The 14,815-nt window shown below is 72.8% G+C and carries 19 protein-coding genes; 9 read left to right on the top strand and 10 right to left on the bottom strand.

Annotation, left to right across the window (positions count from 1 at the left end):
* Nucleotides 1-63 precede the first annotated feature (63 nt).
* From fgd to FYC51_RS09045, 4 genes are read right to left on the bottom strand one after another with little or no spacing between them, the layout of a single operon-like run.
* Complete coding sequence (gene fgd / locus FYC51_RS09060) at nt 64-1,080, bottom strand: glucose-6-phosphate dehydrogenase (coenzyme-F420) (RefSeq protein WP_148733242.1); 1,017 nt, start codon at nt 1,078-1,080, stop codon at nt 64-66.
* Nucleotides 1,077-1,754, bottom strand: a complete 678-nt coding sequence (cofC, locus tag FYC51_RS09055; RefSeq protein WP_148733241.1) for a 2-phospho-L-lactate guanylyltransferase — start codon at nt 1,752-1,754, stop codon at nt 1,077-1,079. The genes fgd and cofC overlap by 4 nt, the downstream gene beginning before the upstream one ends.
* Nucleotides 1,751-2,749, bottom strand: coding sequence for a TIGR03557 family F420-dependent LLM class oxidoreductase (locus FYC51_RS09050; RefSeq protein ID WP_274379483.1), 999 nt, complete (start codon nt 2,747-2,749; stop codon nt 1,751-1,753). Before FYC51_RS09050 ends, cofC begins: the two co-directional genes overlap by 4 nt.
* Before the next feature lie 25 nt (nt 2,750-2,774).
* On the bottom strand, nt 2,775-3,560 hold the full coding sequence (locus tag FYC51_RS09045) for a coenzyme F420-0:L-glutamate ligase (RefSeq protein WP_187432559.1): 786 nt from the start codon (nt 3,558-3,560) through the stop codon (nt 2,775-2,777).
* Here FYC51_RS09045 and FYC51_RS19420 point away from each other — a divergent pair.
* The 6 genes from FYC51_RS19420 (at nt 3,548) to FYC51_RS19205 (ending at nt 7,810) form a co-directional block, all read left to right on the top strand.
* Nucleotides 3,548-4,126: a DUF6264 family protein gene (locus FYC51_RS19420; RefSeq protein ID WP_222863224.1), complete on the top strand. Its 579-nt coding sequence runs from the start codon at nt 3,548-3,550 to the stop codon at nt 4,124-4,126. The genes FYC51_RS09045 and FYC51_RS19420 overlap by 13 nt on opposite strands.
* Nucleotides 4,127-4,188: 62 nt before the next feature.
* Nucleotides 4,189-4,749 carry a DUF6328 family protein gene (locus FYC51_RS09035; protein WP_148733239.1) on the top strand — a complete coding sequence of 187 codons (561 nt, stop codon included), beginning with the start codon at nt 4,189-4,191 and terminating at the stop codon, nt 4,747-4,749.
* A 44-nt stretch (nt 4,750-4,793) separates the two neighbouring features.
* A complete protein-coding gene (locus FYC51_RS09030) occupies nt 4,794-5,636 on the top strand; it encodes an exodeoxyribonuclease III (protein WP_148733238.1) in 843 nt (280 codons plus the stop codon).
* A 129-nt stretch (nt 5,637-5,765) separates the two neighbouring features.
* Nucleotides 5,766-7,094, top strand: a complete 1,329-nt coding sequence (locus tag FYC51_RS09025) for a serine/threonine-protein kinase (protein ID WP_148733237.1) — start codon at nt 5,766-5,768, stop codon at nt 7,092-7,094.
* Entirely contained in the window at nt 7,091-7,549 is a 459-nt protein-coding gene (locus tag FYC51_RS09020) for a hypothetical protein (protein ID WP_148733236.1), read from the top strand. The genes FYC51_RS09025 and FYC51_RS09020 overlap by 4 nt, the downstream gene beginning before the upstream one ends.
* A 102-nt stretch (nt 7,550-7,651) precedes the next feature.
* A complete protein-coding gene (locus FYC51_RS19205; RefSeq protein ID WP_187432558.1) occupies nt 7,652-7,810 on the top strand; it encodes a hypothetical protein in 159 nt (52 codons plus the stop codon).
* Here the strand turns inward: FYC51_RS19205 and FYC51_RS09015 are convergent.
* Both FYC51_RS09015 and FYC51_RS09010 read right to left on the bottom strand, forming a co-directional pair.
* Complete coding sequence (locus FYC51_RS09015; RefSeq protein ID WP_148733235.1) at nt 7,774-8,613, bottom strand: SDR family oxidoreductase; 840 nt, start codon at nt 8,611-8,613, stop codon at nt 7,774-7,776. The genes FYC51_RS19205 and FYC51_RS09015 overlap by 37 nt on opposite strands.
* Nucleotides 8,614-8,681: 68 nt before the next feature.
* Complete coding sequence (locus FYC51_RS09010) at nt 8,682-9,053, bottom strand: iron chaperone (RefSeq protein WP_148733234.1); 372 nt, start codon at nt 9,051-9,053, stop codon at nt 8,682-8,684.
* Between the two features lie 68 nt (nt 9,054-9,121).
* Here FYC51_RS09010 and FYC51_RS09005 point away from each other — a divergent pair, with 68 nt between their 5' ends.
* On the top strand, nt 9,122-9,589 hold the full coding sequence (locus FYC51_RS09005; protein WP_148733233.1) for a GNAT family N-acetyltransferase: 468 nt from the start codon (nt 9,122-9,124) through the stop codon (nt 9,587-9,589).
* Here the strand turns inward: FYC51_RS09005 and FYC51_RS09000 are convergent.
* Together FYC51_RS09000 and FYC51_RS19200 are read right to left on the bottom strand one after the other, a co-directional pair.
* Nucleotides 9,586-10,860, bottom strand: a complete 1,275-nt coding sequence (locus FYC51_RS09000) for an RNA polymerase sigma factor (protein WP_148733232.1) — start codon at nt 10,858-10,860, stop codon at nt 9,586-9,588. The genes FYC51_RS09005 and FYC51_RS09000 overlap by 4 nt on opposite strands.
* Nucleotides 10,861-10,898: 38 nt before the next feature.
* Nucleotides 10,899-11,243: a YciI family protein gene (locus FYC51_RS19200; protein ID WP_274379492.1), complete on the bottom strand. Its 345-nt coding sequence runs from the start codon at nt 11,241-11,243 to the stop codon at nt 10,899-10,901.
* 189 nt (nt 11,244-11,432) lie between these two features.
* On the opposite strand from FYC51_RS19200, the gene FYC51_RS08990 reads away from it, so the two are divergent.
* Nucleotides 11,433-12,125 carry a DUF998 domain-containing protein gene (locus tag FYC51_RS08990; RefSeq protein ID WP_148733230.1) on the top strand — a complete coding sequence of 231 codons (693 nt, stop codon included), beginning with the start codon at nt 11,433-11,435 and terminating at the stop codon, nt 12,123-12,125.
* Between the two features lie 10 nt (nt 12,126-12,135).
* Here the strand turns inward: FYC51_RS08990 and FYC51_RS08985 are convergent, their stop codons facing one another.
* The gene (locus tag FYC51_RS08985; RefSeq protein ID WP_187432556.1) at nt 12,136-12,747 is read right to left on the bottom strand and encodes a TetR/AcrR family transcriptional regulator; all 612 of its coding nucleotides are present in this window, start codon (nt 12,745-12,747) and stop codon (nt 12,136-12,138) included.
* 68 nt (nt 12,748-12,815) lie between these two features.
* On the opposite strand from FYC51_RS08985, the gene FYC51_RS08980 reads away from it, so the two are divergent.
* A complete protein-coding gene (locus FYC51_RS08980) occupies nt 12,816-14,462 on the top strand; it encodes a DHA2 family efflux MFS transporter permease subunit (RefSeq protein ID WP_238476278.1) in 1,647 nt (548 codons plus the stop codon).
* On the opposite strand, the gene FYC51_RS08975 is transcribed toward FYC51_RS08980, so the two are convergent.
* Nucleotides 14,416-14,700: a DUF4190 domain-containing protein gene (locus FYC51_RS08975; RefSeq protein WP_148733228.1), complete on the bottom strand. Its 285-nt coding sequence runs from the start codon at nt 14,698-14,700 to the stop codon at nt 14,416-14,418. The genes FYC51_RS08980 and FYC51_RS08975 overlap by 47 nt on opposite strands.
* Nucleotides 14,701-14,815: the final 115 nt, after the last annotated feature.

The raw sequence follows: 14,815 nt of genomic DNA, 5'->3' as shown, positions 1-14,815 counted from the left end.
CCGGCCGGTCACCAGGCCGCCATTCGGGGCGGGGGCTCGGGACGGCCCCCGCCCCGCAGTCGTTCAGCGCGCCCGCAGCCGCGGCGCCAGGTCGCGCTCGAACAGCTCGAGGAACCGCCGCTGGTCGTGTCCCGGCGCGTGGAAGACGAGGTGGTCGAAGCCCCAGTCCACGTACTGCCCGATCTGCTCGACGACCCAGTCGGGGTCGGAGCCCACGATCCAGCGCCCCGCGATCTCCTCGATCGGCAGGGCATCGGCGGCGCGCTCCATCTCGACCGGGTCGGTGATGTCGTGCTTCTGCTCCTTGGACAGCGACAGCGGCGACCAGAACCGGGTGTTCTCGAGCGCGGCCTCCTCGGTCTCCTCGTACGACAGCTTGATCTCGATCATGCGGTCGATGGCGTCGAAGGACCGGTTCCCGGCCTCGGCGCCCTCCTTGACCGCTGGGATGAGCTGGTCGACGTAGAGCTCCGCCCCCTTGCCGGAGGTGCAGATGAAGCCGTCGCCCGCGCGCCCCGCGTACTTCGCCACGGTCGGCCCGCCGGCTGCGATGTAGACGGGCACCGGGACATCCGGTCGGTCGTAGATCGACGCGTCGTGGGTCGAGTAGTACTCGCCCTCGAAGTTCACGCGCTCGTCCTTCCACAGGGCGCGCATGAGGCGTACGGCCTCGCGCAGCCGCGCGAACCGCTCGCGGAACTCGGGCCAGTCCTGCTCGCCCGCGCCGCGGAAGCCCGTCGCGATCTCGTTGAGCGCCTCGCCCGTGCCGAAGCCCGCGATGATGCGGCCCGGGTACAGCACGCCGAGCGACGCGAACGCCTGCGCGAGCACCGCCGGGTTGTAGCGGAACGTCGGCGTCATCACGCTCGTGCCGATCCGCACGGTCGACGTGCGCTCGCCGACCGCCGCCATCCAGGTCAGCGAGAACGGCGCGTGGCCGCCCGTGTGCCGCCACGGCTGGAAGTGGTCGCTCGTCCACACCGACTCCATGCCGTGCCCCTCGGCCGCGACCGCGATCTCGACGAGCTCGCGCGGGTCGAACTGCTCGGCCGAGGCCTTGTATCCGAGTGTGAGCGTCATGTGGTTCCCTTCCGATCGGCGAGGCGGGCCACGGCTTCGGCGGTGTGGTCGCCGACTCCATGGTGCAGCACGGTTTCGAGGCCGTCGACCGTGTCGACGTCACGCGTGAGGCCGGGAGTGTCGGATGCCGCGAGCTCCACGAATCCGGCTGCGGCGTGCCGCTCGGCCGAGCCCGGCCCGAACCGCGGGTCGAACGCGACGCCGGTGTGCGCGGTGGCGAGCGTCGTGCCCGTGCCGTCGGCGTCGCGCACGAACGCGAGCGGATGCCGCGACGCCGCGTCGAGCGCCCGGTCGAGCTCCTCGGGCCGCAGGCCGGGCAGGTCGCCGAGCAGCACTGCGACGGCCACGGGCTCGTCCGACCGCGCGTGGGCGATGCCGCGGCGGATGGCCGGGAGGAGGCCGCGCTCGGCCGTCGCGTCGCCGTCGGCGCCTGGCTCGGCGAGGTACTCCGCGCCGTCCGCGAGGTCGGGATCGTCGCCGACGACGATCACCCGGTCGACGGAGGCCGCCGCGCGGGCGGCCGCGATGGTGTCGAGCGCGAACGCGCGCGCCAGCTCGGCTCGTGCGGCATCCGCCACCGCCGGCGACAGCCGGGTCTTGCCCGCGGCGGGCGCCTTCACGGGGATCACGACGGTCCAGGTGGCCGGCCCCGCGGCATCCGGTGCAGCGTTCATGCCCGCAGCCCCGGCAGCACGTCGCGGCCGAAGACCTCGAGGAACTCGGCCTGGTTGCGGCCGACGTTGTGCAGGTAGATGCGCGTGAAGCCGAGGTCGAGGTGGCGCTGGATGTCGGCGCGGTGCACACCGGGATCAGCCGAGACGACCATGCGACCGGCGAAGTCCTCTGGTCGCACGGTGCGCGCGAGCTGGTCGAACTCGTAGGGCGAGCGGATGTCGCTGCGGGGGAACCGCATGCCGCCGTTCGGCCACTCGACGAGCGCGTTCCGCATGGCCTCCTCGTCGGTGGCCGCCCACGACAGGTGGAGCTGCACGACCTTCGGCATCGCGCGCGCGTCGCGTCCGACCTCGCGGGCCCCCTCGGCGAAGCGCTGGAGCAGCGGCGCGAGCCGATCGGTGGGCCCGCCGATCGTGATGAACCCGTCGACGCTGCGGCCGGCGCGGCGCGCGGTCACGGGGCCGGATGCCGCGACGAGGATCTCGGGGGCGACGGGCGGCATCGTCCAGAGCCGCGTCGACTCGAGCCGGAAGTGCGGCCCCGAGTGGCGCACGTCGCGACCGGCGATCGACCCCGCGAAGAGCTTGCGGATCACGTCGACCGCCTCGAACATGCGGTTGATGCGCTCGGGCGCCTCGGGCCAGTACTTCCCCACGACGTGCTCGTTGAGCGCCTCCCCCGAGCCGATCCCGAGCCAGTGCCGGCCGGGGTAGAGCGCGCCGAGGGTCGCGCTCGCCTGCGCGACGACGGCCGGATGCATCCGGAACGTGGGCGTCGTCACGCCCGGGCCGAGGTCGCCCGTCGTGCGCTCGCCGATGGCCGCGAGCACGCTCCACACGAACGACGACTCGCCCTGCGCGGGCACCCACGGCTGGAAGTGGTCGGTCGCCATGACGCCCCGGAAGCCGTGCGACTCGGCGAGCGCGGCGAGCGCCACCGCCTCGGCGGGCGGGAATCGCTCGAGCATGGCGGCGTAGCCGATGTGCGCTGACACCCCTCCATCCTCGCGTACGAGACGCTCACCCCGCGGAGTCGGCGACCCCTTCGGCCTGCGACTCGTCGAACCCGTCGCGGTAGCCCTCGGTGTACGCCTCGTCGGCGCCCACGCGGAAGAGGTCGCGCTCCGCCGGGCGGAGGATGCTGCGTGCGCCGGGGAGGTCGAGGTCGCCGACGTAGCGCCCGAGTCCGCGCACCACGGCGACCGGGACGCCCGACGACTTGCCCTTCACGAGCTCGGCCGCGCCGGCGAGCTGGTCGGCCACGCACGGCATCGTGACCGCGAGCGGTTTGCCCGAGGCATCCGCCGACCCGCGAAGGTCGTCGAAGACGTGCACGCCCGCGGCGCCGATCGCGATGTCGGTCTGCCCCTCGCGCCAGGGCCGGCCGAGCGTGTCGGAGAGGATGACGCCCACGTGCCGGCCGGTGAGCGCTCGGATGCCGGTCGCGAGGGCGCGCGCCGATGCGTCGGGGTCGACCGGCAGCAGCAGCACCGTGCCGTGCGGGGCGTTCGACGCGTCGACGCCCGCCGCGGCGCCGATGATGCCCTGCCGGTTCTCGACGATGCGGGTGATGCCGCCCTCGTACTCGCGCGTCGCCACGACGCGCACGGTCTCGGCGGTGATGGCGGCCTCGCGGTCGTCGGCCTGCACGATGCGGCCCTCGGCCTTCGACACGACCTTCGACGTCACGACCAGGATGTCGCCGTCCTCGAGCTCGACGGCGTCGGCGACGAGCTGGGCGAGGTCGTCGCCCGGTCGGATCTCGGGCAGTCCCTCGACGCCTTCGATGCGGTATGCCACGGGCATCGCCTCCCTCGCTCCTGCTTTCGATCCTTGCAGCATCGGGCGCGCCGCTGCCAGAATTCGGCTGGTGGGGCGCCCGTCCTGGGGCGAGAGGGGAGGCCGTCATGAGCGATGCGGTCCAGCCGGAGCCGGTCCGACCGCCGCCGGCTCAACCCGAGCCGATACCGGAGCCGATGCCGGCGACGGCGCAGCCGTACGACCAGTACGCGACCGCGGCACCCGCGAAGCGGCCGATCATCATGTGGGACCTGGTGACCACGATCGTGCTCCTGGTGCTGATGATCGGCGCGGCACTCCTCGCGTCGTTCTTCTCGCTCTTCCTCGCGTTCGCCGGAGACTCCTGCGGCGCGAGCTCCGTCTGCAACTACGACCTGATGGCCACGGGCATGATGGTCGCGATGATCGGCCCGCTCGTCGTGGGCCTGTTCGCGCTCATCGCCGCCGTGATCGTGCTCGTGCTGAAGCGCATCGCGTTCTGGATCCCGCTCGTCGGCATCCTGCTGATCGTCGGGGTGTTCATCGGCGGCTTCGCGCTCACCGCTGCGGGCGTGACGCCGGCCGCGTCCTGATCCGTCGGGCCCGCCGGCGCAAGGGGTTGAGCGCGGGGCCCTCCTCATGCCTACGATCGGGCATGAACGCGCGGCACGCCGACCCCCTCGACGACGACGCCGTCCCTTCCGACGGGCGTGACGAGACGCCCAACGAACGGAGCGACCGGCACTGGAACGACATCCTGCAGGAGCTGCGCGTCGCGCTGACGGGAACGCAGCTCATCGGCGGCTTCCTGCTCGCGGTGGCCTTCCAGCAGCGGTTCACCGAGCTCGACGGGTACCAGCTCGCGCTGTACCTGACGCTCGTCGCACTGGCGGGCCTCGCGACCGTGATCGGCCTCGCACCGGTGACCCTGCATCGCACGCTGTTCGGGCAACGGGTCAAGGGCCGCATCGTCCGGATCGGCAACCGGCTGCTCGTCGCGCACCTCGTCGTCGTCGCGCTGCTCGTGCTCGGCGTCACGTCCCTCGTGTTCGACTTCGCCCTCTCACGCGCGGCCGGCATCATCGCGTTCGTGCTGGGAGCGCTCATCCTCATCGGCTTCTGGGTGGTGCTGCCGCGGCTCCGGGCGATGCGCGGCGATGACGACGTGGCGAGACGCAGCCTCGCCGATGACGCAGAGGCCGACGTCGAGGCATGATCCTCGGGCCGTTCCGCGTCGGTGCCGCCGCATAGGCTGGCTGCATGCGCCTCGCCACCTGGAACGTCAACTCGATCCGCACCCGCGTCGACCGCGTCGTCGACTGGATGGTTCGCGAAGACGTCGACGTGCTGGCCATGCAGGAGATCAAGTGCAAGCCCGAGCAGTTCCCGGCGGCGCGCTTCGAGGAGGCGGGCTACGAGCTCGTCCTGCACGGCTTCTCCCAGTGGAACGGCGTCGCCATCGCGAGTCGGCTGCCGATCGAGTCGGTCGAGACCGCGTTCCCCGGAATGCCGGGCTTCGCCAAGGGCGTCGAGGGCCCCGACCAGCCGCAGGAGGCGCGGGCGATCGGCGCCACCGTCGGCGGTGTCCGCGTGTGGAGCCTCTACGTCCCCAACGGGCGGGCGCTCGGCGACCCGCACTACGCGTACAAGCTCGACTGGCTCGCGGCGCTCACCGAGTACACCCGCGAGCAGACCACGTCGTTCCCCGAGGTGCCGTTCGCTCTCGTCGGCGACTTCAACATCGCGCCGTTCGACGTCGACAACGGCGACCCCACGGTCATCGTCGGCCAGACGACGCACGTCTCCCGGCCCGAGCGCGAGGCGTTCTTCACGCTCGAGAACGCGGGGGTGAGCGACGTCGTGCGGTCGCGGGTGCCCGAGGGCCTGTTCACGTACTGGGACTACAAGCAGTTGCGATTCCCCCGCAACGAGGGCATGCGCATCGACTTCATCCTCGGCTCGGCGGCGTTCGCCGAGGCGGTGACGGATGCCTCGATCCACCGCAACGAGCGCAAGGGCACCGCGCCCAGCGACCACGTGCCCGTGCTCGTCGATCTCGCCCTGTCGCGGACCGACGACGACCAGCCGATGATCTTCGGCTGAGCCCGCACGAGCCCGCAGCATCCGCGGCATCCGACGCCGGCCGCCGTTTGCCGTAGCAGAGCGGATGCCGCCTGCCAATCCCCGCCGGAGGCTGGGCGGCTCTCAGGCGGGGCCGTTACCCTCGGAAGCGTGACGACCACCCCCAGCAGCGTGAAGGGCGACCCCTTCGCCGGTGCCACGCTCGGCGGCCGCTACCGCGTCGACGACCTCATCGGCCGCGGCGGCATGGCGACCGTCTACCGCGGCGTCGACCTGTCGCTGGGGCGTCCCGTGGCGGTGAAGGTCTTCGCCGAGGCCGCCGAGGGCATCGACGACGCCGAGCGGCGCCGCAGCGAGACCGCGCTGCTCGCGAGCCTCGCGCATCGCGCGCTGGTGCGGTTGTACGACGCGGCGCGCGACGACGAGACCGGTCGCGAGTTCCTCGTCATGGAGCTCGTCGAGGGTCGCGACCTGCGCGAGGCCCTGAAGCTCGGCCCCCTGAGCCCGGCGGATGCCGCAGGCCTGCTCGCCGACCTCGCCGAGGGGCTGCACGTGATCCACGACCGCGGCATCGTGCACCGCGACGTGAAGCCCGCGAACGTCCTCCTCGAGCCCGCGCACCTGCCCACCCGCACGTGGAACGCCAAGCTGGCCGACTTCGGCATCGCCCGGCTCATCGACGACGCGCGCCTCACCCGCACCGGACTCCTCGTCGGCACGCCCGGCTACCTCAGCCCCGAGCAGGTGAACGGCCGCCCGCCGACACCCGCCGCCGACGTCTACTCGCTCGGCCTGCTCGTGCTCGAGGCGCGCACGGGCGTGACCGCGTTCCCCGGCCCGGCCGTCGAGGCCGCGAGCGCGCGACTGGCACGCGATCCCGACATCCCCGAATCGCTCGGCCCCGACTGGGTCGCGCTGCTGCGCACGATGACCGCGCGCGAGCCCGCCGACCGGCCGACCGCACTCGAGGTCGCCGTGGCCGCCACGCAGCTCGACACCGCGGCGTCCGACGACCCCGGTGCCACGGCGCCGACGCTCGCCTTCACGGATGCCGCGGGGCCCGACACGGTGGCGGTCACGCCCGCCGCACCGACCTCCGACGACACGGTGGCCGTCACGCCCGCCGTCACGACCCCCGGCGACGCGGCGGACGCCACCGCCGCCACGCGCGTGCTGCCCACGCCCGACCGCTCGTTCTTCGCCACGCCCGCCGCGGCCAGGCCCGATGCCGAGGCCGCCTCCTCGAGGTCCCAGCTGCGCGCACAGGCCCGCGCCACCGGCGACCGCGAGCGCAACTGGGTACGCCCGCTCATCGCGATCGGGCTGCTCCTCGCGGTGCTGGGCGTCGCCGCCTGGATCATCATCGGCGCGCTCAGCGCACCCACGGCGGCGCCCGAGCTCGAGCCGCTGCCCGCCGTGCCCGGTGACCTCGGCGTGCACCTCGAGCAACTCGACCAGGCGGTGACGGGAGGCGGATGATGCGAATCGCGAAGCTCCGTCGGCGAACGGCCCTGCCCGCGGCGATGCTCGCGGCGGGGCTCGTCCTCGGCCTGTCCTCCTGCGCGGCCTCGAGTGAGAACACCGCGGCCGCCATGCACGCCTCGGTCGTGCAGATCTCCGAGCGCGCCGCGGCCGGCGACTACGCCGGCGCCCTCGCCGAGCTCGCCCTGCTCGAGCGCGACGTCGCCACGGCCGCCGAGAACGGCAGCATCGACGCCGCGCGCGAGGCCGAGATCCTCACGGCCATGGACGTCGTTCGCGCCGACCTCGAGGCGGCCGACGTGGCCACCACACCGGCGCCCGAGCCCACGACGGAGCCCACGCAGGAGGGCGACGACGATCCCGACCCCGGCGAGGACAACCCCAACAAGGGACCGGGGAACAACAACGGCAACAACGGCAACGGGAACAGCGGCAACGGCGGCGGCGACTGACGCGAGTCGCGGCATCCGTCGCCGCTCGGCCGGCGCGCCGCCCTCGGCCCGTGCCCCGGCGATTCGCGGCCGACGCCCAGCTTGCGCGCGTACGGTCTCGGCATGACCACGGAACTCCTGATCGCGATCTGCGCCGCCGGCCTCGCCGTGCCGATGCTGTTCGGCGTCGTCGCGCAGCGGCTCCGTTCGCGCCCGGTGCCGGTGCGCGTGCGCTCCACTGAGGGTCAGCGCCGCCCGGTGAACCGCTCCATCGAGCGGTAGACGCCGAACCCGTCGCCGATGATCCGGTCGAAGACCCGGGTCGGCAGGATGCCGCGCAGCGCGCGGGAGAGTCCGACGCTCCAGGGCAGCTCGACGAGCGGCGAGCCGGCGAGCATCGCCCGCCACACCCGGTCGACCACGACCTCTGGCTCGAGGACCGGCGCGAGCAACGGCCCCTTCGCGCCAGCGAACATGCCCGTGGAGATGTAGCTCGGCGTCACGGTGGTGACCTTCACGTTGCCGTGGTCGGCCTGCTCGAGCTCGAGCCGCAGGGAGTCGCTCCACCCGATGAGCGCGGCCTTCGATGCGGCGTACACGGCCATGCGCGGGTTGGCGAGCGTACCCGCCGCCGACGCGATGTTCACGATGCGCGACGGCCGGTAGGCGTTCGCGATCATGCCGGGGATGAACTCGCGCGTGATGTACATCGGGGCGAGCGCGTTCACCTGCATGGTCGGACGCGTGTCCTCGCCGGTGTCGGTCTCCCAGAAGTAGCGGTTGCCGCGCACGATGCCGGCGTTGTTGATGAGCACGTCGGGATTGCCGACCTCGCGCCGCACGCGCTGGGCGGTCTTCGCGATCGCGCCCAGGTCGCCCACGTCGACGACGTACGATCGCACGGCGGTGCGTCCGCGCGAGAGCGCGCCGAGCTCGTCGGCAGTGCGCGCCAGGGCCGCCGCGTCGCGGTCCCACAGGGTGACGGATGCCGCGTGCTCGACCACCGCGCGCTCGGCGTACATGCGTCCCATGCCGCCCGCCGCGCCCGTGATGAGCACCTTCGCGCCCTGCACCGTTCTCGTCATCGGTCCATCTTCGCGCACGCGGATGCACGCGCCGCACGCGGTCGCGCGCGGTCGCCGTGGGCCGGACGTCAGTCGCCGGACGCCTCGGCCTCGCGTCGCTGCCGGACGATCTGGGCCGACACGCGCGTGATCAGCTCGTAGGGCACGGGCTTCGCGTAGGAGAAGTTCACCGAGTCGGTCTTGGCGCGGAACGGCGCGATCTCGTCCTCGAGCGCGCCGTCGAACCGCGGCACCGGGTAGAGGCCGACGTGGTGCTTCCAGCCGGCGAAGTGGATGGCGTAGCGCCCGCCGAGCATGACCGCGGCGATGCCGTACCGCACCTTCTCCTCGCCGTCGGGCACGCCGGCGTGGATCGCGGCGCGCACCTGCTCGAGTACGTCGCGCACGTCGTCGGGGAAGGTGGCGAGGTACTCGTCCACCGTGTGCGGTCCGGCTGCCATGCCTGCAGCGTACAACACTGAACCGATCGGTTCAACGATGCGGCGGCGGTGCGTGCGAGCATGGGCGGATGACGACTCCCGACATCCGACTCGTCCCGAAGTCCGACGAAGCGACCGCCGCATGGCTGCCGATCGCGATGGCCGCCTACGAGGCGGCGCGGATGCGCGCGGGCGACACGCCCGAGCAGGCGGCGGAGGCGCGGAAGCTCTCGGAGCAGCAGTTCTTCCCCGGCGGGCGCCTGGTCGCCGGCCACTTCCTGTTCACGGTCGAGGTCGACGGCGAGGACGCCGGCTGGCTCTGGATCGGGCCGTCGAGCGACGCGTCGAGCTGGTGGGTGTGGGACGTCGCCGTGCACGAGCGGTTCCGCGGCCGCGGGATCGGTCGCGCGACCATGCTCCTCGCCGAGGACGTCGCCCGGTCGCAGGGCGCGGCGTCGATCCGGCTCAACGTGTTCGCCTACAACACGCCGGCGATCCGCCTCTACGACGAGCTCGGCTACGAGACCGCGTCGATGCACAAGCAGAAGCTGCTCTAGCCCGAACCCCGCGCGGCATCCGCCCGGCGCAGCAGCAGCTGCCGCTCGCGCTCGTTCGCGGTCATCGACGCCGCGCGCTCGAACTCCGCGGCCGCCTCGGCGCCGCGGCCCTGCCGCTCGTAGAGATCGCCGCGCACGCTCGGCACGAGGTGGTATCCGCGCAGCGCGGGCACGTCGTCGAGCTGGTCGAGCAGCGCGAGCCCGGCGGCCGGTCCGCGCGCCCGCCCGAGCGCCACCGCCCGGTTGAGCTCGGCGACGGGCGAGCCGGTGCGGCGCCCGAGCTGCTCGTAGAGCTCGGCGACGCGGTCCCAGTCGGTGCCGTCGACGGATGCCGCGCGCGCATGCTCCGCGGCGATCGCCGCCTGCAGCGCGTACGGGCCCGCCTCGGCGTCGGGGCCGGCGGTGGCGAGGAGGGCGTCGGCGCGGGCGAGGGCGTCGCGCCCGCGGCGGATGCGCGTGGCATCCCACCGCCGGCGGTCCTGCGCGTCGAGCAGGATCGGCTCCCCGCCGGGACCGGCTCGCGCGGCGAGGCGCGACGACTGCAGCTCCATGAGCGCGGCCAGGCCGTGCACCTCGGGGTCGTCGGGCACGAGCGCCGTGAGGATGCGGCCGAGCCGCACGGCCTCGTCGCAGAGCGCCGGGCGCATCCAGTCGTCGCCCTCGGTGGCGGAGTAGCCCTCGTTGAAGAGCAGGTAGACGACGCCGAGCACGGTCTCGAGGCGATCGGCCCGCTCGGGCCCCGACGGCTCCTCGATCGCGGCGCCTGTCTCGGCGAGCGTGCGCTTGGCCCGCGAGACCCGCTGCGCGATGGTCGCCTCGGGGGCGAGGTACGCCCGCGCGATCTCGCGCGTCGAGAGCCCGGCGACGAGCTTCAGGGTGAGGGTGGACTGCGCCTCCGGCGTGAGCGCCGGGTGGCAGCAGATGAACATGAGGCGCAGCACGTCGTCCTCGACGTGGTCGATGCCGGCGCCGGGGTCCTCGTCGACCGACTCCGAGAGCTCGCGCGCGAGCGCCGCCGCGGCCGCGTCGTGCTTGGCGCGGGCGCGGAACGCGTCGACGGCGCGACGCTTCGCCGTGGTCATGAGCCACGCGCCCGGGTTGGCGGGGATGCCGGAGGCCGGCCACTGCGCGAGCGCGGCCACGATGGCGTCCTGCGCGACGTCCTCGGCGAGGCCCACGTCGCGCACGATGCGCACGAGCGCCGCGATGAGCCGCGTCGACTCCAGCCGCCAGACCGCCTCGATCGCGGCGCGCGTCGTCTCGTCGCCCACGCGAGCATGAGACCACGCGCGCCGCGCGGGTGCAAGCGTCAGAACTCGGCGATCTGCCGGATCTCGACGCTGCCCTCGAAGCCGGGCCAGTTGTCCTTGTGGATCTGCATCAGCCGGCGGCCGAGCTCGAGCGCCTCGTCGTACGAGCGGACCTCGATGACCGCGTAGCCGCCGACGAGCTCCTTCGCCTCGGTGAACGGACCGTCGACGGCCTTGATGTTCCCGTCGACGAGCGAGACGATCGCGCCGGCGTCGCTGGGCAGCAGCCCCTGGCTGTCGATCAGCACGCCGTTCGCCCGGCCCCAGCGGTCGTACTCCGCCATCGCCTCGTAGACGGCTGGGGGCGTCTCGCCGTTCGACTCGCTGGACTTCATCAGGCACATGTAGCGCATGGGATCCCTCCTGGGTGCGGCGTGCTCGGTCGGCTCGCCCTCACGATAGCGTCGGCGGCTCGACGCCGTTCTCGACATGCGTCCGAAGAATTCCGAGATCGATGTCGAGAACGGATGCCGCGCCGCGACGCCATGGTGAACGACCCGATCGACCGGGTCACGACCGGAAGGAACGACGCCATGGACATCCGCACCGACACCGCGACCACCCGAGTCGCCCCGAGTACCGCGGGCCGCCGGCCGGCGCACGCCGGCGATCCCGCGACCCGCGCCCTCGTCACGGCGGGCGTGGTCGCGGGCCCGCTCTTCGTCGCCGTGGGCCTCGTGCAGGTGCTCACGCGCGAGGGCTTCGACCTGACGCGGCATCCGCTCAGCCTGCTCTCGCTCGGCGAGCTCGGCTGGATCCAGATCGCGAACTTCGTCGTCGCGGGCGTGCTCATGCTCGCGTTCGCCGTGGGCACCCGCCGGAGCCTCGGCGACGGCCCCGGCCGGATCTGGGCGCCCGTGCTGTTCGCGCTCTACGGCGTCGGCCTCGTACTCGGGGGCGCCTTCACCGCCGACCCGGCCCTCGGGTTCCCGATCGGCACGCCCGACGGGTATCCGACCGAGTGGACGTTCCACGGGACGGTGCACGCGTTCGCCGCACCGCTCGCGTTCCTCGCGCTCGTCGCCGTCACGTGGGTCGTCGCGCGACGGCTCACGTGGGAGGGGCACCGCGCGGCGGCGATCTGGTCGCGCGTGATCGGCGTGGCGTGCCTGCTGCTCTGCCTGCCGTTCGGGCCCGGGATGAGCGTGCGGCTGTTCGTGGGCGTCGCGCTCGGGTTCGCGTGGATCACCGCGTACGGAATCTCGCTGCTGCGGTCGACGCGCTAGTCGCCGCCGCTCACCAGGGCTCGCCGATCTCGGGGAGGAACGCACGGACCTTCTCGACGGCGTCGGGGAAGCACGCCTCGAGCACTTCGGTGGCCGAGACCTCGTTGCCGTAGTCGCCGGTGAGCCGCAGTCCGACGATGGCGTTGATGAGCATGCCGGTCGCCATGAACTCGCGGGTCTCCTCCGCCGAGAAGCCCGCCTCGTCGCGAATGAAGCGCCAGATGTCGCTGAAGCCGGCGCGGGCCACTCGCCCGATCTCGGGCTCGCCCCCGAGCGCCGTCGAGTTGGCGATGACCGGGAGCATGCCGCGCTCGGCGAGCAGGCCCGTGTACGCGCTGCCCATCCGGCCCGCCCGACCCTCGACGTCGCCCGGGAGCGCACGGCGGAACTCGTCGATGAGGCGCGCGTAGGCGCGCTCGATGACCGCGATGAACAGCTTCTCCTTGGTGCCGAACAGCCGCACGACGTAGGGCTGGCTCACGCCGGCGGCGCGGGCGACCTCGTCGGTCGTGGTGCCCACGTAGGTCTTGGCGCCGAACACGGCCGTGGCCGCCGCGAGGATCAGCTCCCGACGGTCGGCGGCCTTCATGCGAGCGGCCGGCGCGACATCCTGGATCGTCATGCTTGACATGTTATCAGTCGATTACTACAGTCCAAGTAATCATCCGATAACAACTTCAAGGAGCCGACGTGTCCACCGTCCTCGATGCCGCACCCGGGCCGCGCACGCGGTCCGCCGCCGGCCGCCGGCCGAGCCCGCTCTGGCTCGTCCTCGTAGCGACCGCGCTGCCGATGTTCATGGCCACCCTCGACAACCTCGTGATGACGAACGCGCTGCCCGTGCTGCACGCCGAGTTCGGGGCATCCGTCGAGGAGCTGCAGTGGTTCATGAACGCCTACACGCTCGCCTTCGCGAGCTCGATCCTCATGGCCGTCGCGCTCGGCGACCGCTACGGGCGCCGCACGCTGTTCCTCGTCGGCATCGTCGTCTTCACGCTGAGCTCGGCGTTCGCCGCCCTCGCCGCCGACCCCGGCCAGCTCATCACCGCCCGCGCGCTGCAGGGCTTCGGCGCCGCGGCGATCATGCCGCTCTCCCTCACGCTCCTCGCCGGCAACGTGCCGGTCGCCAAGCGGCCCCTCGCCATCGGCATCTGGGGCGGCGTCGCCGGCCTCGGCGTCGCGACCGGCCCGCTCATCGGCGGCGCCGTGCTCGAGGGCTGGGCCTGGCAGGCGATCTTCTGGATCAACGTGCCCGTCGGGGTCGTCTCGGTCGCGCTCGCGCTGCTCGCGCTGCCGAACAGCTTCGGTGCGCGCCTCCGGGCCGACGTGGTCGGGCTCGTGCTCTCGGGCGTCGGCCTGCTCGCCCTCGTCTACGGCATCGTCCGGGGCAACGAGGCCGGGTGGGACAGCCTCGAGGTGCTCGGCAGCCTGATCGCCGGCGGCGTGCTGCTCGCCGCGTTCGTCGCGTGGGAGTCCCGCGCCACGGCGCCGCTCCTGCCGCTGCGGCTCTTCCGCGACCGGAGCTTCTCGGTGGCGAACCTCGCCGGCTTCGGGTTCAGCTTCGGCGCGTTCGGATCGATCTTCATCCTGATCCAGTTCCTGCAGGTGGTGCAGGGCGCGACGCCGCTCGAGGCGGCGCTGCAGACCTCGCCGTGGACGCTCGCTCCGATGGTGGTCGCCCCGCTCGCGGGCTTCATCGCGCCTCGCGTCGGGACGCGCGCCCTCATCGTGTCGGGCCTGCTGCTGCTCGGCGGCGCGCTGTTCTGGCTCTCGGGCCTGCTCGACGCCTCGGTCGAGTACTCCACCTACATCGCGCCGTTCGTGATCGCCGGCGTCGGCATGGGGCTGGTGTTCGCCCCATCGTCGACGGCGGTGCTGGCCACCATGGTGCCCGACGACCACGCCAAGGCGAGCGGCACCAACTCGATGCTGCGCGAGGTGGGTGTCGCGCTCGGCATCGCGGTGTCGACCGCCGTGTTCACGGGCGCGGGCGGCGAGCTCACGCCGACCGACTACGCGGTGGGCGCCCAGCCGGCGGTGCTCGTGGGCGCGGCCGTGCTCGTGGCATCCGCGCTCGTCGCCATGCTGCTGCCCGCAGGGTCGCGCCGCGAAGGCCGCGGCGGCGTCGGAGCCTGCGACGACGGCCGACATGGCGGCGCCGACGGCGGCGGGCCCGGCCGAACCCGTCGGGGCCGGGGCATCCGTGGGCTGAGTCCCACCCATCGCACCCGAGGCCCGTCCCGCGCACTCGCGCAGGGCGGGCCTCGGATGCGTCGGCCGGCGGTCGCCGCTACGCGTTCGCGGAGACGCCGGCGAGGAAGAAGAAGCCCCAGATGAAGCCGAGGATGATCGTGACCAGGCCGATGATGATCGCCGCGTTGGCGAAGCCCTTGCCGCGATCGCCGCTCTTGCCCACCTGGTTGAGGGCGATGAAGCCGAGGATGACCGCGATGATGTTGAACCCGAGGAGCGAGATCACGAACGCGACGATCGAGAGCACGTTCCACTTGCCGGTCGAGGCGGGTGCCGGCGGCTGGTCGTAGTCGTACTCGGGCGGAAGAGCGGATCCGGACATGTGGCCCCCCACTGCGTGATGGATGACGGTCCCTGACCTGCATCGTGGCAGCAGCGCCTCAGGGGTGTCAACGGCCCAGATCGGGGCACCGCGAACAGCCCCAGACAGACGGAGT

The sequence above is a fragment of the Agromyces mariniharenae genome (assembly GCF_008122505.1).
In the GTDB taxonomy this organism is placed as follows: domain Bacteria; phylum Actinomycetota; class Actinomycetes; order Actinomycetales; family Microbacteriaceae; genus Agromyces; species Agromyces mariniharenae.
The sequence above is the reverse complement of the archived record's forward strand: the minus strand, read 5'-3'. Positions and strand labels throughout refer to the sequence as shown.